This window comes from Edaphovirga cremea (assembly GCF_003332275.1).
Lineage (GTDB): Bacteria > Pseudomonadota > Gammaproteobacteria > Enterobacterales > Enterobacteriaceae > Edaphovirga > Edaphovirga cremea.
Genome location: NZ_QOVA01000009.1, coordinates 1 through 20,716, shown reverse-complemented (window position 1 = coordinate 20,716; position 20,716 = coordinate 1). Strand labels below are relative to the sequence as shown.

Below are 20,716 nucleotides of genomic sequence, written 5' to 3'. Positions count from 1 at the left end.
AATAGGAATGCTATGAGTCTGAATTTTCTTGATTTTGAACAGCCGATTGCAGAGCTGGAAGCGAAAATTGACTCGCTGACTGCAGTCAGTCGTCAAGACGAAAAATTAGATATTAATCTGGACGAAGAAGTTGAGCGCCTGCGTGAGAAAAGCGTTGAATTGACGCGTAAGATCTTCTCTGACCTGGGAGCCTGGCAGATCGCCCAGTTGGCGCGTCACCCTCGTCGCCCTTACACCCTGGATTATATCGCCCATATTTTTACTGATTTTGATGAGCTGGCAGGCGATCGCGCTTTTGCTGATGATAAAGCCATTGTTGGTGGTATCGCTCGTTTGGAAGGACGTCCGGTGATGATCATTGGTCATCAGAAAGGGCGTGAAACCAAAGAGAAGATCCGCCGCAACTTTGGTATGCCTGCGCCGGAAGGCTACCGTAAGGCGCTGCGCCTGATGGAAATGGCCGAGCGCTTCAAGATGCCGATCGTGACTTTCATCGACACCCCAGGTGCTTATCCAGGTGTGGGTGCGGAAGAGCGTGGGCAGTCAGAAGCCATTGCGCGTAATCTGCGTGAAATGTCCCGTCTGAATGTTCCGGTAATTTGCACCGTCATCGGTGAAGGTGGCTCGGGTGGTGCACTGGCTATCGGCGTGGGTGATAAAGTGAATATGCTGCAATACAGCACTTATTCTGTTATCTCACCTGAAGGCTGTGCGTCGATTCTGTGGAAAAGCGCAGATAAAGCCCCTCTTGCTGCGGAAGCGATGGGTATCACGGCACCGCGCCTGAAAGAGCTTAAGCTGATTGATTCGGTTATTCCTGAACCTTTGGGTGGTGCTCATCGTGATGTTGCGACGATGGCTGAATCCTTGAAGGCACAGTTATTGGCTGACTTTAGCGATCTCGACGTACTCAATACAGAAGAACTCCGCAACCGCCGTTACCAGCGCCTGATGACTTACGGTTACTGCTGATAAGGTAGCGTTGTTGATTCCTGAAACCCGATGCCATTGATTTGTCATCGGGTTTTTTGTTACCTGTTGTTTCTCCACCGCCATAACACCTCTCTGTAGCATGATATTCAACTATGCTTACCAGCTGCGGAAATGCATAGGCAAATGCAGAACAAAAAAGGATCGATTCATGAATATAATTGCCATCATGCAACCAATGGGTGTGTATTACAAAGATGAGCCAATGCGCGAGTTGGATGTCGCATTGACGGGGCTGGGATTCAAACTGATTTATCCACAGGACTCAGCCGACCTGTTGAAACTCATTGAGCATAACGCTCGCATCTGCGGAGTTATTTTCGATTGGGATCAGTTAAGTATGGAACTTTGTACTGAGATCAACGACCTCAATGAATATTTGCCACTCTACGCATTCATCAACACCACTTCTTCAATGGATGTCAGTCTCAATGAAATGCGTATGGCGCTCTACTTTTTTGAGTATACGCTCGATGCTGCAGAAGATATCGCGCAGCGAATCCGCCAGTATACGGATGAATACATCGATGCCATTACGCCACCATTGACCAAGGCACTCTTCACTTATGTAAAAGAAGGCAAATATACGTTTTGTACCCCCGGTCATATGGCGGGCACTGCGTTTCTAAAAAGCCCCGTAGGGACCTTGTTCTATGATTTTTTTGGTGCCAATACCTTAAAGGCTGATGTTTCAATTTCTGTGACGGAATTGGGATCTCTGCTTGATCACACCGGCCCGCATCTTGAGGCCGAAGAGTATATCGCCCGCACGTTCAATGCTGAGCAGAGTTACATGGTGACGAATGGCACATCGACGGCGAATAAAATCGTCGGGATGTATTCTGCACCAGCGGGTAGCACTGTGCTTATCGATCGAAATTGCCATAAGTCATTGGCACACTTATTGATGATGACCAATATTGTGCCGATCTATTTACGCCCTGTCCGCAATGCATATGGCATTCTCGGCGGCATACCGCAGCGTGAATTTTCCCGCGAGAGTATTGCATTGAAGATTGCACAAACTGCCAATGCCAGTTGGCCAGTGCACGCAGTGATCACCAATTCCACCTACGATGGTTTGCTATATAACACTGACTACATTAAGCAAACGCTGGACGTTCCTTCAATACATTTTGATTCCGCATGGGTGCCATACACCAATTTCCATCCGATTTATGCCGGTAAAAGCGGGATGAGTGGCGAAAGGATCCCGGGAAAGGTGATCTATGAGACGCAATCGACGCACAAATTATTGGCGGCATTCTCGCAGGCATCAATGATTCATATAAAAGGTGACTATAACGAAGGCACCTTCAATGAAGCCTATATGATGCATACCACGACATCGCCGAATTACAGCATTGTCGCTTCAATGGAAACGGCTGCCGCGATGCTGCGTGGTAATCCTGGGCGCAGATTGATTACCCGTTCGGTTGAGCGTGCCCTGCATTTCCGCAAAGAGGTTATGCGTTTACGTGAGGAGTCGGATGGCTGGTTTTTTGACATCTGGCAGCCTGAAGAGATCGATGAAGCCGAATGTTGGCCATTAAATCCGGATGACAATTGGCATGGATTTGGTGAGACCGATCGCGATCATATCTTTCTTGATCCCATTAAAGTGACGATCCTGACGCCGGGAATGGATGAGAAAGGAGCGCTGGCGAAAACGGGTATCCCCGCAGCATTGGTAGCAAAATTCCTCGACGAGCGCGGTGTGGTCGTCGAAAAGACCGGACCTTACAATCTGCTTTTTCTATTCAGTATTGGTATCGATAAAACCAAAGCAATGAGCTTGCTGCGTGGTTTGACTGAGTTCAAACGCTCATTCGATCTTAATTTACGTGTGGGCAATATGCTGCCGGATCTTTACGCGGAAGATCCGGACTTTTATCGCAACATGCGTATTCAGGACTTGGCACAGGGCATCCATCGCCTTATGCAGCAGCATGATTTACCCCGATTAATGCTTCGCGCATTCGATACTTTGCCTGAAATGAAAATGACCCCTTATGAGATGTTCCAGCATCAGGTGAGAGGCAACGTGGAAACATGTGAGCTTGATCAACTGATCGGCAAAGTGTCGGCGACGATGATTTTGCCTTATCCGCCGGGGGTGCCGGTAGTAATGCCTGGTGAAATGATCACAGAAGAGAGCCGGGCTGTACTCGAATTTTTACTGATGCTGTGTTCGATTGGTTCTCATTATCCAGGGTTTGAAACCGATATCCACGGAGCGAAACTGACCGAAGAGGGGCGGTATCTGGTGAGCGTTTTCAAACCATCCTGAGAATAAACGCGGATGCAGGGACACCCTCATCCGCTCTCAACCGTCGCCAATAATCAGATAGGCGGCGTGAATGGGTCTGTACACGCTCTGGAGTTGGGCTACGCGGGGCAATAGCGTGCTTTTGCGTGACGTATCGTAATTCGGGCAATTTAGGAAAGCACGGATTGACGGGATTTACTCTGGTCAGGTACCGTCACAGGACATGAATAAGTCTTGGAGAAAGCATGCTTAAGTTACGTCAGGTTCATCACATCGCGATAATTGCCAGTAACTATCGAATTAGTAAGCACTTCTATTGCGATATTTTGGGATTCCGGCTGTTAGGAGAGTTTTATCGTCAGGAGCGAGACTCCTGGAAAGCGGATCTGGCACTCAACGATCATTACACCATCGAACTTTTTTCCTTTCCTAACCCTTCTGCACGCCCCAGTCAACCAGAAGCATGCGGCTTGCGTCATCTCGCATTCAGTGTGGATAATATCGAGATTGCAATCAGTGAACTTGAACGTGCCGGTGTAACGTGTGAACCGATCCGGGTTGATCCTTTTACAGGGAAACGTTTTACCTTTTTTAAGGATCCCGATCTATTACCTTTAGAACTTTACGAGAACGAATAATTAACTTCGTGCGCACTGATTTTATACTTAACTATTAATTGACACTGCGCACGATATCTACTTTTCTGTACGAGCAAAAATCATTGATATGATAAAGTTTCATCATATTATGTCCTCCCTTTAGGTTTTATTAAATAAAAACAATGAAAGAAAAGACATTTGCCATTGGTGAATGGGTGGTTTTTCCTCCCAACAATGAAATTAGTAGAAATGGTTATGCATTTTTTCTCGAACCCAGATTAATCGATCTGCTAACTTACTTTGCTAAATACCCTGATCAAGTATTGAGCAGGGATGAGCTTATTAATAACGTTTGGCAAAGGGGAATGGTTACTGATCATGTTGTTACTCAGTGTATATCCGAGTTGCGAAAATCGCTGAAGAAGGGAAGGGATGAAGATCATGATTATATCATCACGATTCCTAAACGGGGATATAAGTTAGTGCAACCCGTTAAATGGCAAGATGAAGTACAAGAGGGGTTATTAATCTCTGAAGATATCGCAAATACATCAACTTTATATCAACATGAGATTCATGGGGTTGCTAATAAATCTCAAGAAAATGTCAACACTGAAAATGTTTCTGAAATATCGTTAATTGAGGTTATAGCAACTGATATACAGCCATCATCACTTCCTGCTTTACAACCTTTGCAACAGAATGAGCTCGTTGGCAATCATTCCTTGCATAGAATGTCTCATTTTTGGGAATGGCTGGCGTTTATTTTGGCATTGATGCTTTGTGTAAGTTTCATTGCGGTCGCTTCTTTCAACGCGCGTCAACCTGTACCGCCTCCTGTCACGATTCTGAACCCTCGCGAGATCACGATTCGCCTTAATGGTGGAAACAGTTGTACAAACGGGCCAATACAGCTTGCTTACATTTTGGGTTTGGCTGATACCGTAACACGCACCCTCAACACCTTTTCAACCTATCTGGTTCACGATCAAACGAATTATCTCGGCAAGGAAGAGGGAGGTTCTGGTAAGTCGCTCTATATTGAATTTATCAATGAACACCATTACCGGGCGCAGCAGTGTTTCCTTTCCCTGCGTCTTGAGGATCATGCAAATAATTAGCTTATCCTGGACAAGCGATACGTTATCACCGCTAACAATATCGTCAATGTACAGAACGACTTTTTTAAGAGTTTTTTCAATGTATTGAAGGTGACGATTCCCGCAAAAGTCATTCCTGAACTCATTGCTGGTGGTAAAGAGCAAAACTATCTCCAACAACGTCTATATCAAGTATTACAGTGGATTCAGCATGGTGATCAGGACAGTCTGCTCAAAGCCAGACACCTCTTGGAGCAATTGATTATCGAACATCCTGACTCCATTCGTGGCAAAGCTTATCAGGTTCTGATTGAGCTGCTTCTTAACTCTTATCTGCCGTATGATGACGTTCGAATACTGCAATTGCATGATGATCTGCTGGCTTTGGCTGACATTCATGCATTGCAGGATACCGCTATTCTCCAGCAAATTTATGCCATCCGTGACCTTAGTGAGGGGCGGGCCGATGCAGCATATAATGCGCTGCAAAAATCAATGGCAATTGAAGTTTCATGGCTGAATTACGTTTTACTGGGCAAAACTTATGAGTTGAAAGGGGAAAATCATCTTGCTGCAGATGCCTATATGACTGCATTTAATCTCAGGCCGGGTATTGATACGTTGAGCTGGGTGGGAAATGCTATTTTCCATACTGAGACCTCACAAGTTACTCCTTATCTTAATAATTACCTCAGTGATTGATTACTCAGGTAAATTCTCTTGTGAAATATAAGTAATAGTGTGGTTTTTCTGCTTTGGGTTGCAATTGGCTGATGGTTTTATTGATTGTATTTGAGTGTGGATATATCAATAAAATATCAAGAATAAAAACCATAGATTAAATTTACTTTTTCCTGAGTTATTTTTTTGAAATGATCAGTAGCATGACGGTCGTTCACTTCCTGCCGTGCGTTATTAACGCAGGAAAGATAAATTTGTTTCCAAATTTAATAAAGGTAACTGACCATGTCATCTAACAAGAAAATAGGACTCGTCGCCTGCACCGGAGTGGTTGCCGGGAATATGATGGGAAGTGGGATCGCCCTATTACCCGCTAATTTGGCAAAGCTGGGATCTATTGCTATCTGGGGATGGGTGATTGCGCTGATCGGTGCATTATCGCTGGCCTATGTATTCGCAAGGTTGGGAACAAAAAATCCTCAGGCTGGTGGTCCTATTGCCTATGCGGGAGAAATTGGCCCTGCTTTTGGCTTTCAAACTGGCGTACTTTATTACCATGCAAACTGGATTGGTAATCTTGCCATTGGGATCACTGCCGTTTCATATCTCTCCACTTTCTTCCCGATACTGAATAGTCCTGTACCAGCAGGGATTGCATGTATTTCGCTCGTCTGGTTCTTCACCTTCATCAACTTGCTGGGTGGCTCATGGGTCAGTCGGTTAACAACTACGGGTCTTATATTGGTACTCATTCCAGTCATGTCGACTGCCATTTTCGGATGGGGTTGGTTTGATATTGCCACGTATAAAGCCAACTGGAATACATCAGGAACAACGGACTACCAGGCCGTGATCAGTAGTGTATTACTCTGCTTGTGGGCATTTGTTGGAATTGAATCTGCCTCGGTCAGTTCAGGGATGGTCAAAAATCCGCAAAGAACCGTTCCCCTCGCAACCATGATGGGAACTGCACTCGCCGGTGCCGTATACATTGCTGCAACTCAGGCCATCAATGGGATGTTTCCTGCTTCACAGATGGCGGCATCGGGTGCCCCTTTTGCCGCCAGTGCGTCTTTGATGGTTGGGAGTTGGGCGGCACCGATTGTTTCAGCTTTTACAGCCTTTGCTTGTTTGACCTCCTTGGGTTCATGGATGATGTTGGTGGGACAGGCTGGTGCCAGAGCGGCCAACGACGGCAATTTTCCGGCAGCCTACGGCCAAATCGACAAGAATGGCGTACCCAGGAAAGGATTATTACTTGCCGCGTTAAAAATGACTGTTTTAATGATTTTTATCACGGTGATGAATTCGGGCGGAGGAAAAGCATCCGATCTTTTTGGCACACTGACAGGCATTGCCGTACTGCTGACCATGCTGCCTTACTTCTACTCCTGCATTGACCTGATTCGTTTCGAAGGCGCAAGTATGCGCAATCTTCTAAGTCTCTCCGCATCCATTCTCGGTTGTTGCTTCTGTTTTATCGCCTTGATGGGAGCGGGATCCCTGGAGCTATCAGGCACATTTATTGTCAGCCTGATTATTTTGATGTTTTATGCACTCAAAATGAACAAACGTAATCCACCAACTTTCTGTAATGAGGAGATAAAAAAAGCGACACTTTAGTGCCTAAATATAAAATAGCGCCTAAATCTAAGACAATACATTAATACGACAAATTATCCCATTATGTCGCCTCTCCTTATATCCCTACCAAACAAGGGAGGGGCTAACTTTGCCAGGAGATAGAATATGAATATTATAGCGGTTATGGATCATATGGGTGCTTATTTTAAAGAAGAACCCATTCGTGAGTTGCATAAATCACTGGAAGCCTTGAATTTTAAAATAGTCTATCCACAAAATCGCGAAGATCTTCTTAAACTTATTGAGAATAATGCCCGTTTATGTGGCGTTATTTTCGATTGGGATAAATACAACCTCGATCTGTGCGAAGATATTCACTATCTAAATGAAATGCTGCCACTGTTTGCATTTGCAAATGTACATTCTTCATTGGATATCAGCTTGAATCAGTTGCGTTTGCAGATACGTTTCTTTGAGTACGCCTTGGGAGCAGAGGCGGATATTGCCAATAAAATAAAACAGACAGTTGATGAGTATATCAATGCTATTTTACCCCCATTGACCAAGGCGCTCTTCAAATACGTCCGTGAAGGGAAATATACTTTCTGTACACCAGGCCATATGGGAGGGACAGCTTTTCAGAAGAGTCCGGTAGGCACTCTTTTCTATGACTTCTTTGGGGCAAATACCATGAAGTCCGATATTTCGATCTCTGTCTCTGAGTTGGGATCATTACTTGATCACTCCGGGCCACATAAGGAAGCTGAAGAGTATATTGCGCGCACGTTCAATGCCGAGCGCAGCTATATTGTGACCAATGGAACTTCTACGGCCAACAAAATTGTTGGCATGTATGCGGCACCCGCAGGAAGTACGATTTTGATTGACAGAAACTGTCATAAATCCCTTACCCACTTGATGATGATGAGTGATTTAACGCCAATATATTTCCGTCCAACGCGTAATGCATATGGCATCCTTGGTGGCATTCCAAAGAGTGAGTTTCAGCGAGAAACCATAGCCAAACGCGTTAGCGAGACAGTGGGAGCAAGTTGGCCGGTACATGCGGTCATCACAAATTCCACCTATGACGGATTGTTGTATAACACGGATTTTATAAAGCAAGAACTGGATGTGAAATCGATTCATTTTGATTCTGCATGGGTACCTTACACTAATTTCCACTCAATTTATAAAGGCAAGTGTGGAATGAGTGGGAACAAAGTAGCGGGAAAAACTATTTATGAGACACAATCAACACATAAACTTCTCGCTGCATTTTCACAATCTTCCATGATCCACATTAAAGGTGATTACTTTGAAGAGACTTTCAATGAAGCCTTTATGATGCATACATCGACGTCACCGCATTATGGCATCGTTGCCTCTACGGAAACGGCAGCAGCAATGATGAAAGGTAATAGTGGTAAACGTCTTTTAAATGGGTCTATTGAACGAGCGATTAAATTTCGTAAGGAGATTAAACGCTTGAAAGATGAGTCTGATGGATGGTTCTTTGATGTTTGGCAACCTGATGATATTCATGGTGAGACAAAATGCTGGCCGCTAAATAGCGATGATGCATGGCATGGTTTCAAAGATATTGATAATGACCATATGTATCTCGACCCTATCAAGGTCTCTATTCTTACGCCGGGTATGAGTAAGGATGGAACCATGGCTTCCCAGGGTATTCCTGCTTCCCTGGTTTCAAAATATCTTGATCAACAAGGAATTATTGTCGAGAAGACGGGGCCTTATAACCTGCTATTCTTATTCAGTATCGGTATTGATAAAACAAAAGCATTAGGATTGTTGCGTGGGCTCACTGAATTCAAACGTGCATATGATCTGAATTTGAGAGTAAAAAACATGTTGCCCGCGCTTTATCAAGAGGCCCCTGAATTCTATGAGAACATGAGAATCCAAACGTTAGCTCAAGGTATTCATCAGCTTATAGCCGATCATAACTTGCCTGAACTTATGTACCACGCCTTTGAAGTGTTACCGACCATGGTGATGAATCCGCATAAGGCTTTTCAACTGGAACTACATGGCAAAATTGAAGAAGTCTATCTTGAAGAGATGATCGGTAAGGTGAATGCAAATATGATTCTGCCTTATCCTCCCGGTGTTCCTTTAGTCATGCCTGGAGAAATGTTGACGGAAGAGAGTCGTCCCATCCTGGAGTTCCTGCAAATGTTGTGCGAAATTGGCGCTCATTATCCTGGCTTCGCTACTGATATCCATGGTGCATACCGGCAGTCCGATGGACGATATACTGTTAAAGTGATCAGCAATTCTGATTAATGTCATGACTGTTAAAGCGCCCTTGGGAAGGCGCTTTAACTATTTTGTAGTTGTTTCATTGATTGTAATCATCTGACGTAGCTGAAATCTTTTCGATGTTGCGTCATGATGTACTGCATTGGTTAATTTGCGAATAGCCGTTTCTCATACAAGCAGGATGATCGCTACTACGTCATGAATATATTGGATTTCCAGCAAGGTATTACTAACAAACTGCGTGAGCGCAAGAAACTACTGGTTGCTTTCAGCGGTGGACTCGATTCAAGCGTGCTTCTCCATGCTTTGGTACAGCTGCGTCAGCAGCATTCTCTGGAAATTCGTGCAATACATATTCATCACGGATTGAGTCGTTTTGCAGATTCTTGGGTTAAGCATTGCCAACTGATTTGCGATGCCTTGAAGGTGCCACTCAAGGTTGTGCATGTGGACGTTAATCGTGGCGGACAAGGGCTGGAAGCGGCTGCGCGTATTGCGCGTTATCAGGCCATTGCGGCATATTTATTATCAGGAGAACTTCTGCTGACGGCACAACATCAGGACGATCAGTGTGAAACGCTATTGTTGGCTTTAAAACGCGGTAGCGGACCCGCAGGGCTCTCCGGAATGGCGGAAGAAATGCCTTTTCGTCAGAATATGCTTTTACGGCCACTTTTGGATATTTCTCGCTCGCAGCTGGAAGCTTATGCTCTCCAACATCAGCTCACCTGGATAGAAGATGAGAGTAATCAGGACGATCGTTTTGATCGCAATTTTCTCCGATTAAGAATTCTGCCTGAACTTTCAGAGCGTTGGCCGCATTTTGCCTCGGCAGCGGCCCGGAGTGCCGCTCTTTGCGCCGAGCAAGAATCGCTGTTGGACGAATTGTTGCGCGATGCACTGGATTCATTGATCGATGTGAATCGATCCCTGGATATAGAGGGGTTGACCTCTATGTCAGAGGTTAAGCGCTATGCGCTTTTGCGTCGTTGGATTGCCGACTTTGGGGTTCAAATGCCAGCCCGTGATCAATTGCAACGCGTCTGGAATGAAGTGGTCCTCAGCCGTGAAGATGCCGAGCCTCAGCTTACTTTAGGGGCGTGGGTATTTCGTCGTTTTCGTCAGCGTTTATATTTGTTACTTCAAACGGTACCTTTAACCGATACCGTTTTGTTCTGGCAACCTCCTGACGATCTGATTTTGCCCGATAATTTGGGGTGTCTAAAAGTTGATACTCAGGGAAGGGGAATTCGTCAGCCTCGGCGTGGTGAGACGGTGACGGTAAGGTTTTTTGCACAAGGGAAGATCCGTATTGTGGGGAGAGATCATTCCCGACAGATAAAAAAAATATGGCAAGAACTCGGGATCCCTCCCTGGCAGCGAACTCGGACACCGCTCATTTACTATGCTGATACGCTGATTGCTGCCCCAGGTGTTTTTGTGACGCGCGACGCAATTGCAGAGGATAACGAAGCGGAATGGCAGATCAAGTGGCAGAAACTTGAATAAGGAAGTCCAAAATTGATTAATAACGCTTGAATATGCGTTTTAATGTGCAGTAATGAGAATGCCCGTAGGAATTTTGTTGAGTTTCAGTGTGGCTTCTGTGTCTGTATTGGCAGATGGAAACGCCAGTGCAAGTTCGGTTAAGGCCAAATCGGACAGCTGTGTTGCCCTTCTCCTAATGCAAACGGGCGACCCTGAGGTCGCCCGCTGTAAGCAGATAGCAGTTGTGGTTGCTAAGAAGCACTGACAACTACAGTACCAATTTCAGGATGACTGAAACTTGCGATATGGTCGAGTCGTAGTTCACGTTGATTACCTGCCTCTTCAATAATCAGGTATTCCACATGTTTTCTCGAGATCAGATCGTTCGCTTTCCCCTCGACAACATCTCCGCCCCGCAGCTTCAGCGTCAAAACAAGGTGATGCTGACAGGCAAGCTCAAGATTATCGTAGTCATCACAATTGATGGGTTGGTACTCATCATTAGTCGACATAATCGCTCACCAGTAAGTTAGCGGCGGCAAAAGCCGCCTGGTCCCTGACGGAAGACGGAAGTTCAGTGTTAGCCGCAACTTCGTCTAATGCTTTCAATACACAACCCAATGCATCGGGCACGTAGCCGAGATCGCCACTGCCAATCTCGGCATAAAAACGGCGTACTAATTCACAGTATTGTTGCACGTTATCCTCCCCCTAAGAGCTTATCCCGGTAGGATGGCACAGAAGCCAGCAAACTGATAAACCCACGAAGATAAACTCTCATTATCTAACGACTATAGCACAGGAGTTACTGAGTTATTAGCAGCAGCAACAAGGTTTCTCTCTATCTTATAATTGGCTTATATTCAGTTTATTTGTTCGTTACTGGTTGTGGCGCAGTACTTTCAAGTACACTTACCGATTGTTACTCAAGAGGTTCCTCATGGCGCTAAAAGCTACCATCCATAAAGCGGCAATTAATATTGCGGATATGGATCGAAATTTCTTTCACGACGCTAGCCTGACGATAGCGCAACATCCTTCAGAAACCGAACAGCGGATGATGCTGAGACTTTTAGCCTGGATTTGCCATGCGGATGAACGATTATTTTTTACTAAAGGTCTGAGTGCGGATGATGAGCCTGAGATCTGGCTGAAGAACGATCATAATGGTATCGATCTTTGGATTGAACTGGGTCTACCAGACGAGAAACGGTTGAAAAAAGCCTGTAATCAATCATCCAATGTCGTGCTTTATGCTTACGGTGACCGCGGAGCAAAAGTGTGGTGGCCGCAAATGAAAGAGAAAACTTCTGGTTTGCGGAATTTATCTGTGCGCTTTATTGAGGATGGCTTATTGATGCAATTAGCATCAATGGCTAATCGAAATATGGTGTTACAAGCCACTCTACAGGAAGGTACTATCTGGCTTTCTGATGCTCAGACCAGTTTGGAAATTCATTTTGTAGATTGGCAATCAAGTGAGCGCTGAGTGTGTTGATTATATCCAATAGTGTCACTTTACCGGACAGCGAGGTAGAGTTGACGGCGATTCGTGCACAGGGTGCTGGTGGCCAGCACGTAAATAAAACATCAACCGCAATTCATCTGCGCTTTGACATCAAGGCATCCAGCCTGCCAGAGTATTATAAGCAGCGCCTATTGGTGATGAATCACCACCTTATCACTGCTGATGGTTTGGTGATTATTAAAGCACAGGAATATCGGAGTCAGGAACTGAATCGGGAGGCCGCTCTCACCAGACTGGTTGCCCTCATTCGTGAAGCGACGGTGGTTGAAAAAGTCAGGCGTCCAACAAAACCGACCAAAGCCTCAAAAACCAGGCGGTTGGATAGCAAAACGCGTAAAGCAGGAACGAAAGCATTGCGGGGTAAAATTCGCCAGATTTAGTCATCTGGCCAGACAGAATGAAAAAGGTCTGTCTGTTACGCAGTACACAGTAGGAGAGAAACTGTGAAGAAAATAACAATAAGTGTTTTTTTGCCATCGGGGCACTTTTGCTGATTGGCTGCAATAATCATTTTCGCGCGAATGAACAACGGTTACAGCCTATGCAGCAGAGCTATCAGGGCATTTTGCCTTGCGCGGATTGCGGCGGTATTGAAACCTCGCTCTTTCTGAATGAGGATGGAACATTTGTTCTGCAAGAGAAGTATTTGCAAGGCAAAGAAGGCGACAGCACGTTTGCTGAATATGGTAATTGGGCCAGAACGGCAGACAAACTGGTTTTGACTGATAACCACGGTGAGAAGCGTTATTTCCGCCCGCAGGATAAGAATCTGGAAATGCTTGATCGCAGTGGCCTGCCGATAGAATCCACATTCAATTATCAGTTGAAGCCGGTTAAGCAAGATCTACCTACAACGCCAATGGCCTTAACGGGGATGTACAAGTATTTCGCTGATGCGGCCAGATTCACTGATTGCACCACCGGCAAATCTTTCCCTGTGGATAATACTGTCGCGCTGCAGCAAGGTTACAGCGCCGCCGGTAAAGCGGGGGGAGAGCCCGTGTTTGTCACGCTCAACGGACATTTTATGCTATTGCCTTCAGCAGAAGAGGGACTGGTGCAAAAAACATTGGTCGTTGATGGACCGGCGAAATTCGATGCCAATCAGCGCTGCCGTTGAACCGACGAGCATGAGTAAAAACGCCCGCAATGCGGGCGTTTGGCTTTTGGGACAATGATAAATCTCTGTAACGACGATTAGCGAGGGATCTGGCTTAGCAGAAATGCAATAACATCCTGCGTTTTAATCATCTGCTTTTCACCGTTTCTACGGTTTTTGTATTCGATCTCTTCACTGTCCAGGTTGCGATCGCCGATGACAACCGTATGCGGTACGCCAATCAATTCCATATCAGCAAACATGACGCCTGGACGTTCTTTGCGATCGTCGAGAATAACATCAACACCGTGTGAACGAAGCGTGGAGTATAACTCCTCGGCCAACTCTTTCACGCGGAAAGATTTATGCATATTCATTGGCAGAATAGCGACATGGAAAGGTGCAATGGCATCAGGCCAGATAATGCCGCGATCGTCATGGTTCTGTTCAATTGCCGCAGCAACCACGCGGGAAACACCAATACCGTAACAACCCATGGTCATCACTTGATTGCGTCCGTCTTCACCCTGAACCGTTGCCTTCATTGCTTCTGAGTATTTGGTACCAAGCTGGAAGATATGACCCACTTCAATACCACGCTTGATCAGCAGAGTGCCTTTACCATCAGGACTGACATCGCCTTCGACCACATTACGAATATCTGCAACTTGTGGCAGAGGTAAATCACGCTCCCAGTTTATGCCGAAGTAATGTTTACTTTCCACATTAGCCCCGGCGCCAAAATCACTCATTGCGGCGACGGAGCGATCAATAACGACAGGAATTGGCATATTCACTGGACCCAGTGAGCCAGGACCGGCCCCAATAATGGCGCGAATCTCGTCTTCTGTAGCGAAAGTCAGTGGAGCTGAAACCTGAGGTAATTTCTCAGCTTTAACTTCATTCAACGCATGGTCACCACGTACCAACAGGGCAACCAGTTTGTGTCCACTCTCTTTATTTGCATGAACCAACAGTGTTTTCACTGTCTTTTCAATCGGCATCTGGAACTGTTCTACCAGTTCAGCGATGGTTTTTGCATTTGGGGTATCAACCAGACGCATTTCTTCACTTGCTGCTGCACGCGGTGTGGCTGGTGCAACCGCTTCGGCAAACTCAATGTTGGCAGCAAAATCTGATTCGGTAGAGAACACGATATCATCTTCACCACTGGAGGCCAGAACCTGAAACTCGTGCGATGCACTGCCGCCAATTGAGCCTGTATCAGCCTGTACCGCGCGGAAATTGAGGTCCATGCGTGAGAAAATCTTGCTGTAGGCGGCATACATTGTGTCATATGTCTCCTGTAGCGACTCTTGCGTAGTATGGAAAGAGTAAGCATCTTTCATCAGGAATTCGCGCGCACGCATCACGCCGAAACGCGGGCGAACCTCGTCACGGAACTTGGTCTGAATCTGGTAGAAATTCAGCGGCAACTGTTTGTAAGAGCTAATCTCGTTACGAATCAGATCGGTAATCACTTCTTCATGCGTTGGACCCAGTACAAATGGGCGATTTCCGCGATCAACAAAGCGCAGCAGTTCAGGGCCATACTGTTCCCAGCGACCACTTTCCTGCCATAAATCTGCGGGTTGAACCACTGGCATGGATATTTCAATCGCACACGCGTTATTCATCTCTTCGCGTACGATGTTTTCGACTTTTTTCAGAACTCGCAGGCCAGTAGGCAGCCAGATGTATAAGCCTGATGCCAGTTTGCGAATCATCCCGGCACGCAGCATCAACTGATGGCTGATGACTTCTGCATCGGCTGGGGTCTCCTTCAGAGTGGAGAGCAGATATTGACTAGTACGCATGGTGTGTTGATTCCATTAGAACGGCAGATTGCATTGAGTTGCCAGCAGGCAGCCAAAAACTAAAAAGTGGTTTAGTTTAACAGCGACAGCCGGTTGTCAAAAGAGAGCAGAAAGAAAATTAAACGTTATCGAGTGAGATCACTTCTGCTGCGTTTTCAATCACGCGCCAGCGCACATTAAATTCCAGGAGATGCACGGCATAGTCACGTTCGACATGTTCTCCTTTTCGATATGCAGGTCGCGGATCCTGTGCCAGTACTTGAGTGATAAAGCGGCGCAGGGTGGGGTAGCGTGCGAGATTTAACTGTAGTTGTCGTTCGGCCTGCGCAGAAAAAAGTATGGGCATATCAGCAGTCGGGGCCAATTGGGCAAATCCGGCTCGCGCAGAAGGATGACTTTCGGCAAAGGGAAGATAAGGTTTGATATCAATGACCGGTGTTCCATCAACCAAATCCAAACTGCCTAAGTCGAGGATGACCTCTGAACCCTGGCAGCGAATGCCTTTTAGCTCAATCAGCGACATACCCACAGGATTCGGTCTGAACGTAGAGCGGGTTGCGAACACGCCAATCCTCGCGTTTCCGCCCAACCGGGGAGGGCGCACGGTTGGACGCCAGCCTCCTTCCATGGTTTGATGAAAAATAAACATCACCCATATGTGACTGAAATCCTCAAGCCCACGTACTGCTTCGGGTTGGTTGTAGGGTGGCAACAACATCAGTTCACCACACCCATCTTCAACCAGACCTGGCTGTCGGGGTACAGCAAATTTTTCTTTGTAGGGAGAACGAATCCTCCCTATCTGGCTGAAGCTGAATTCGGTCATTTAAAAGAAACGTTGAGAGCTGTGCCCTGGCATACGGCTTGCTGATAGCAGCCGGGTACACCGCCCATAATTTGGCATTGATGCAATAAAACAGCATTGGCTTTCATATATGAGGCACGAATTTGCATTCTTTTGCGAGCGGTCGCGATATTCGGCGGTGCATCCTGTGGTGTTATTTGGCAGGATTCACCGGAGACTTCGCCCAGATCACGGAATGGACGGCCCACTAACTCTTCTGCTTCCTTGTAGAGTTTTACAGGTGCAGGTCGAGCTGCAGGTTTAGCTACTGCCGGTTTAGGGGCGACGGGAGTGACACTGTTTGTCGGGGATGATGTCGTCTTTGGAGTCGTGGAACATCCCGCTAGCAGAAGTGCTAACAAACAGAGAGGTAAAGCTCGCATGGAAATTCCTCTGCATTTTAAAAAGTGACTTATTGAAGCAATCTATCGCACAAATAACAAGACGGGCCGTAGCCCGTCTTGCATATATATTGGCAAAAAGCAGCAATAAAAAATTACCAGCCTTTCACTGCTCCGCCGTTGAAGGCTTTGTTAGCAGCTTCATATACTTCATCAGACTGATACGCCTGTACGAATTTCTTCACGTTCTCCGCATCTTTATTGTCTTCACGGGCAACGATCAGGTTTACATAAGGTGAATCTTTATCTTCAACGAAAAGACCATCTTTCGCAGGGGTCAAACCAATCTGGCTGGCGTAGGTGGTATTGATAACGGCCAATGCAATCTGCTGATCGTCCAAAGAACGTGGCAATTGCGGTGCTTCAAGTTCAACCAGTTTCAGGTTTTTCGGATTCTCAATCACGTCGAGAACAGTTGGCAGCAGGCCAACATCGTCTTTCAGTTTGATCAAACCTTGTTTTTGCAGCAGCAGCAATGAGCGACCAAGATTGGTCGGATCGTTTGGTACTGCAACTTGCGAACCTTCTGTCAGTTCATCCAGGGATTTGATTTTCTTCGAGTAACCAGCGATTGGATAGACAAAGGAATTACCGACGGACACCAGTTTGTAACCACGGTCTTTAATCTGCTGATCAAGATACGGTTTATGTTGGAAAGCATTCAGATCGATGTCGCCTTTGCTCAGGGCTTCATTTGGCAGAACATAATCGTTAAAGGTGACCAATTCGACATCAAGGCCATATTTCTCTTTAGCGACTTTCTGCGCCACTTCCGCAACCTGCTGTTCGGCACCCACGATGACGCCAACTTTGATATGATTCGGATCTTTCTCTTCCTGTCCGCAACCTGCCAGAGCCAGAGTACCCAGAAGTGCACCGACGACGGCGAGTGATTTCAATTTAAAAGCCATTTCCCTTCCCTCTATCTATAGACACGCATTTGTATGCGTTGCTGTGAACGCGATTGCCGATCCGTATTACTTGTGAGTGACGGCTTTTACAATCCGGTCACCACAGAATTGAATCAGATACACCAAAACAACCAATAATACTAATACCGTATTCATCACTGTGGCGTTATAACCGATATAACCATACTGATACCCAATCTGCCCCAGACCGCCAGCACCAACAGCGCCGCCCATTGCAGAATAGCCCACCAGTGTAATCAGCGTAATGGTCGCAGCGTTCACCAGACCCGGCAAAGCTTCAGGTAACAAGACTTTCTTGATGATCTGCAGCGGTGTGGCACCCATTGCGCGCGCAGCTTCAACCAGACCAGTAGGAATTTCCAACAGGGCATTCTCAACCATGCGGGCGATAAAAGGGGCTGCTCCCACGGTTAACGGAACCATTGCCGCCTGCAGTCCGATGGACGTACCGACGATGATCCGAGTGAAAGGGATCATCCACACCAATAAAATGATAAAAGGTATGGAACGGAAGATGTTCACCACACCCGAAAGCGATCTATGGAGCTTGGGGTTTTCAATGATCTGCCCAGGGCGGGTAACATAAAGCAGAACCCCGACCGGTAAACCAAGCACAAAACCAAAGAATCCCGAGACGAAAGTCATCATGACAGTTTCCCAGATGCCACGGCCCATTAACCACATCATTGCCTCAGACATAACCCAGAACCTCAACTTTCACATGATGATCTTTCAGGAATTGCATCGCCGCCAATGCATTCTCATCTTCGCCGTGTAATTCAGCCAGCATGACACCAAATTTCACTCCGCCCGCATAATCCATTTGCGAACTCAGAATTCCGATATCCACATTGAAACGTCTTACCGCCTGAGATATCAGCGGGGCATCAACAGATTGGCCTGTAAACTCCAATTTTAGTAGCGGCAGGCGATCTCCGGCCGGTTCCGGGCTCATGCGTTTCAGATAATCTTCTGGAATATCCAAATGCAGAGTCGATTGGATAAATTGCTGGGCCAGCGGTGTTTTCGGGTGGGAAAACACTTCGCTGACGGTATCTTGCTCAATCAACTGACCATCGCTGATGACCGCGACCTGATCGCAAATACGTTTTACGACATCCATTTCATGGGTGATCAACAGAATGGTCAGACCCAATCGACGATTGATGTCTTTCAGGAGCTCCAGAATCGAGCGGGTGGTGGCAGGATCCAGTGCGCTGGTGGCTTCATCACACAGCAGAACCTTTGGATTACTGGCCAGCGCACGTGCAATGGCAACGCGTTGCTTTTGGCCGCCAGATAAATTTGCCGGGTAAACGTCATGCTTGTCGGAGAGGCCAACCAAATCCAAAAGTTCACTGACGCGCTTTTTAATGTCACTGCGCGACATATTGTCGAGTTCAAGTGGCAACGCCACATTGCCTGACACAGTACGTGAAGAGAGCAGGTTGAAGTGCTGAAAAATCATACCTATCTGGCGTCGTGCACGCGTCAGTTGGCCTTCAGAAAGAGCGGTCAAATCTTTACCGTCTACCAGAACCTGCCCATGGGTTGGTCGTTCCAATAAATTGACGCAGCGAATCAGGGTACTTTTACCTGCACCTGAAGATCCGATAACGCCATAAATTTGTCCTGCAGGAACGTGGAGGCTCACGTCAGAGAGCGCAGTAATCGAGCGCGAACCCTGCTGGAACACTTTGGTAATGTTAGAAAGTTTAATCATATTCTTCTTATTTTATCGTGGTTGCCTATGGCTAGATAAAAGTTAACGCTGGTGTAGTACCATAGCGTTGTTGGATGTTAAGGCGTCTAGACGTCCAAGTCAACCGGGATTGCTGCTGGATTGCATTCTCACCAACGGTCAAAACATGCGATACTGGCGTGGTTTTCCAGCCATCAGGAGCAAATTCGTGGCACAACCTGTTCCAGCAATTTTTCTCGACCGTGACGGTACGCTTAATGTCGATCATGGGTATGTTCATGAAATAGATGATTTCCAGTTTATTGATGGAGCCATCGACGCTTGCCGTACTTTAAAAGAGATGGGCTATGCCCTGGTTCTTGTTACCAACCAGTCCGGTATTGCAAGAGGTAAGTTTACAGAAGATCAGTTCATGCATCTAACAGAATGGATGGATTGGTCATTGGCAGATCGTGATGTTGATCTGGATGGTATCTATTTTTGTCCACATCATCCTGATGGCGAGGGGGAGTATCGGCAGATGTGTGAATGCCGTAAACCCAAGCCGGGGATGTTTATTGATGCGCAGAAAGAGTTAAACATAGATATGGCTGCTTCTTATATGGTGGGTGATAAACCTGAGGATATGCAGGCAGCCGCAGCCGCAGGTGTGGGGACTAAAGTTTTAGTCAGAACCGGTAAACCGGTGACTGAACAGGGCGAGGTGCTGGCTGATTGGGTGCTGAATAGCCTTGCGGATCTCCCTGCAGCTATCAAAAAGCGGAATATCTAAGCGCATCGTATGAAAAACGGTCGAACAGAAAAAAAGTGAAGTTTAACGCTTGCCATTCTGACTCGACCCCCTATAATGCGCCTCCATCGACACGGCGCAAGTGATTCACTTCACAAAGCGACCGGGACGGAAAAGATTTAAAGCAGGGTGGATTCACGAAATTAGTGATTGACTCTGAATGAGGAAAGCGTAATATACGCCACCTCGCGATAGCGCCACGGCGGCTAACGCACTGCTCTTTAACAATTTATCAGACAATCTGTGTGGGCACTCACAAGACAATATCCACCGTCGAAAGACGGACAAAAGATAACAAGTCTTGAAGAGTGACCAAAGCAGTATCCATTGACCCGCAAGGGCAATGAATTTGCAGAAAGTAATCTTTGAGCATCGCTTCACGTGTTGAAGCAAATCAAGCTTTTAATTGAAGAGTTTGATCATGGCTCAGATTGAACGCTGGCGGCAGGCCTAACACATGCAAGTCGGGCGGTAGCACAGGGGAGCTTGCTCCCTGGGTGACGAGCGGCGGACGGGTGAGTAATGTCTGGGAAACTGCCTGATGGAGGGGGATAACTACTGGAAACGGTAGCTAATACCGCATGACCTCGCAAGAGCAAAGTGGGG

General features: G+C 46.5%; 17 protein-coding genes, 1 rRNA gene and 2 pseudogenes. 12 read left to right on the top strand and 8 right to left on the bottom strand.

The genetic code is table 11. The annotated features are described in order from the left end of the window. Window positions 1–12 precede the first annotated feature (12 nt). The 7 genes and pseudogenes from accA (at window position 13) to tilS (ending at window position 11,018) form a co-directional block, all read left to right on the top strand. Window positions 13–972 (top strand): acetyl-CoA carboxylase carboxyl transferase subunit alpha, encoded by a 960-nt coding sequence (gene accA, locus DRI82_RS13690; RefSeq protein ID WP_114194482.1) that lies wholly within the window; start codon window positions 13–15, stop codon window positions 970–972. Window positions 973–1,141: 169 nt separating this feature from the next. Then, entirely contained in the window at window positions 1,142–3,280 is a 2,139-nt protein-coding gene (locus DRI82_RS13685; protein WP_114194481.1) for a lysine decarboxylase LdcC, read from the top strand. 224 nt (window positions 3,281–3,504) lie between these two features. Next, window positions 3,505–3,897, top strand: coding sequence for a VOC family protein (locus DRI82_RS13680; RefSeq protein ID WP_114194480.1), 393 nt, complete (start codon window positions 3,505–3,507; stop codon window positions 3,895–3,897). A gap of 143 nt (window positions 3,898–4,040) precedes the next feature. After that, window positions 4,041–5,660, top strand: a pseudogene (gene cadC, locus DRI82_RS24545) (lysine decarboxylation/transport transcriptional activator CadC). 264 nt (window positions 5,661–5,924) lie between these two features. Continuing rightward, window positions 5,925–7,262, top strand: a complete 1,338-nt coding sequence (gene cadB, locus DRI82_RS13665; RefSeq protein ID WP_114194477.1) for a cadaverine/lysine antiporter — start codon at window positions 5,925–5,927, stop codon at window positions 7,260–7,262. Between the two features lie 126 nt (window positions 7,263–7,388). Then, a complete protein-coding gene (gene cadA / locus DRI82_RS13660) occupies window positions 7,389–9,533 on the top strand; it encodes a lysine decarboxylase (protein WP_114194476.1) in 2,145 nt (714 codons plus the stop codon). Between the two features lie 174 nt (window positions 9,534–9,707). Continuing rightward, complete coding sequence (tilS, locus tag DRI82_RS13655; RefSeq protein WP_114194475.1) at window positions 9,708–11,018, top strand: tRNA lysidine(34) synthetase TilS; 1,311 nt, start codon at window positions 9,708–9,710, stop codon at window positions 11,016–11,018. Window positions 11,019–11,248: 230 nt separating this feature from the next. Here the strand turns inward: tilS and rof are convergent, their stop codons facing one another. Next, complete coding sequence (rof, locus tag DRI82_RS13645; protein ID WP_114194473.1) at window positions 11,249–11,509, bottom strand: Rho-binding antiterminator; 261 nt, start codon at window positions 11,507–11,509, stop codon at window positions 11,249–11,251. Continuing rightward, a complete protein-coding gene (locus DRI82_RS13640) occupies window positions 11,499–11,696 on the bottom strand; it encodes a YaeP family protein (RefSeq protein ID WP_114194472.1) in 198 nt (65 codons plus the stop codon). Before DRI82_RS13640 ends, rof begins: the two co-directional genes overlap by 11 nt. A gap of 241 nt (window positions 11,697–11,937) precedes the next feature. Between DRI82_RS13640 and DRI82_RS13635 the strand changes: the two genes are divergently transcribed. From DRI82_RS13635 to nlpE, 3 genes and pseudogenes are all read left to right on the top strand, one after another. Beyond that, window positions 11,938–12,486, top strand: a complete 549-nt coding sequence (locus DRI82_RS13635; RefSeq protein ID WP_114194471.1) for a YaeQ family protein — start codon at window positions 11,938–11,940, stop codon at window positions 12,484–12,486. Window positions 12,487–12,488: 2 nt separating this feature from the next. Then, entirely contained in the window at window positions 12,489–12,905 is a 417-nt protein-coding gene (gene arfB, locus DRI82_RS13630) for an alternative ribosome rescue aminoacyl-tRNA hydrolase ArfB (protein WP_114194470.1), read from the top strand. Window positions 12,906–12,968: 63 nt separating this feature from the next. Continuing rightward, a pseudogene (gene nlpE, locus DRI82_RS13625) lies at window positions 12,969–13,645 on the top strand (envelope stress response activation lipoprotein NlpE). A gap of 77 nt (window positions 13,646–13,722) precedes the next feature. Here the strand turns inward: nlpE and proS are convergent. The 6 genes from proS to metN form a co-directional block, all read right to left on the bottom strand. Then, window positions 13,723–15,441 (bottom strand): proline--tRNA ligase, encoded by a 1,719-nt coding sequence (proS, locus tag DRI82_RS13620; RefSeq protein ID WP_114194468.1) that lies wholly within the window; start codon window positions 15,439–15,441, stop codon window positions 13,723–13,725. A gap of 118 nt (window positions 15,442–15,559) precedes the next feature. Further along, a complete protein-coding gene (gene tsaA / locus DRI82_RS13615; protein ID WP_114194467.1) occupies window positions 15,560–16,267 on the bottom strand; it encodes a tRNA (N6-threonylcarbamoyladenosine(37)-N6)-methyltransferase TrmO in 708 nt (235 codons plus the stop codon). Continuing rightward, window positions 16,264–16,668 carry an Rcs stress response system protein RcsF gene (gene rcsF, locus DRI82_RS13610; RefSeq protein WP_114194466.1) on the bottom strand — a complete coding sequence of 135 codons (405 nt, stop codon included), beginning with the start codon at window positions 16,666–16,668 and terminating at the stop codon, window positions 16,264–16,266. Before rcsF ends, tsaA begins: the two co-directional genes overlap by 4 nt. 113 nt (window positions 16,669–16,781) lie before the next feature. Next, on the bottom strand, window positions 16,782–17,597 hold the full coding sequence (locus DRI82_RS13605) for a MetQ/NlpA family lipoprotein (protein ID WP_114194465.1): 816 nt from the start codon (window positions 17,595–17,597) through the stop codon (window positions 16,782–16,784). Window positions 17,598–17,663: 66 nt separating this feature from the next. Further along, window positions 17,664–18,317 (bottom strand): methionine ABC transporter permease MetI, encoded by a 654-nt coding sequence (locus DRI82_RS13600; protein WP_114194464.1) that lies wholly within the window; start codon window positions 18,315–18,317, stop codon window positions 17,664–17,666. Continuing rightward, window positions 18,310–19,341 (bottom strand): methionine ABC transporter ATP-binding protein MetN, encoded by a 1,032-nt coding sequence (gene metN, locus DRI82_RS13595; RefSeq protein WP_114194463.1) that lies wholly within the window; start codon window positions 19,339–19,341, stop codon window positions 18,310–18,312. The genes DRI82_RS13600 and metN overlap by 8 nt, the downstream gene beginning before the upstream one ends. A 187-nt stretch (window positions 19,342–19,528) precedes the next feature. Here metN and gmhB point away from each other — a divergent pair, with 187 nt between their 5' ends. Next, entirely contained in the window at window positions 19,529–20,092 is a 564-nt protein-coding gene (gene gmhB, locus DRI82_RS13590) for a D-glycero-beta-D-manno-heptose 1,7-bisphosphate 7-phosphatase (protein ID WP_114194642.1), read from the top strand. A 421-nt stretch (window positions 20,093–20,513) separates the two neighbouring features. After that, window positions 20,514–20,716: ribosomal RNA gene (locus tag DRI82_RS13585) — 16S ribosomal RNA — on the top strand; the annotation flags it as partial.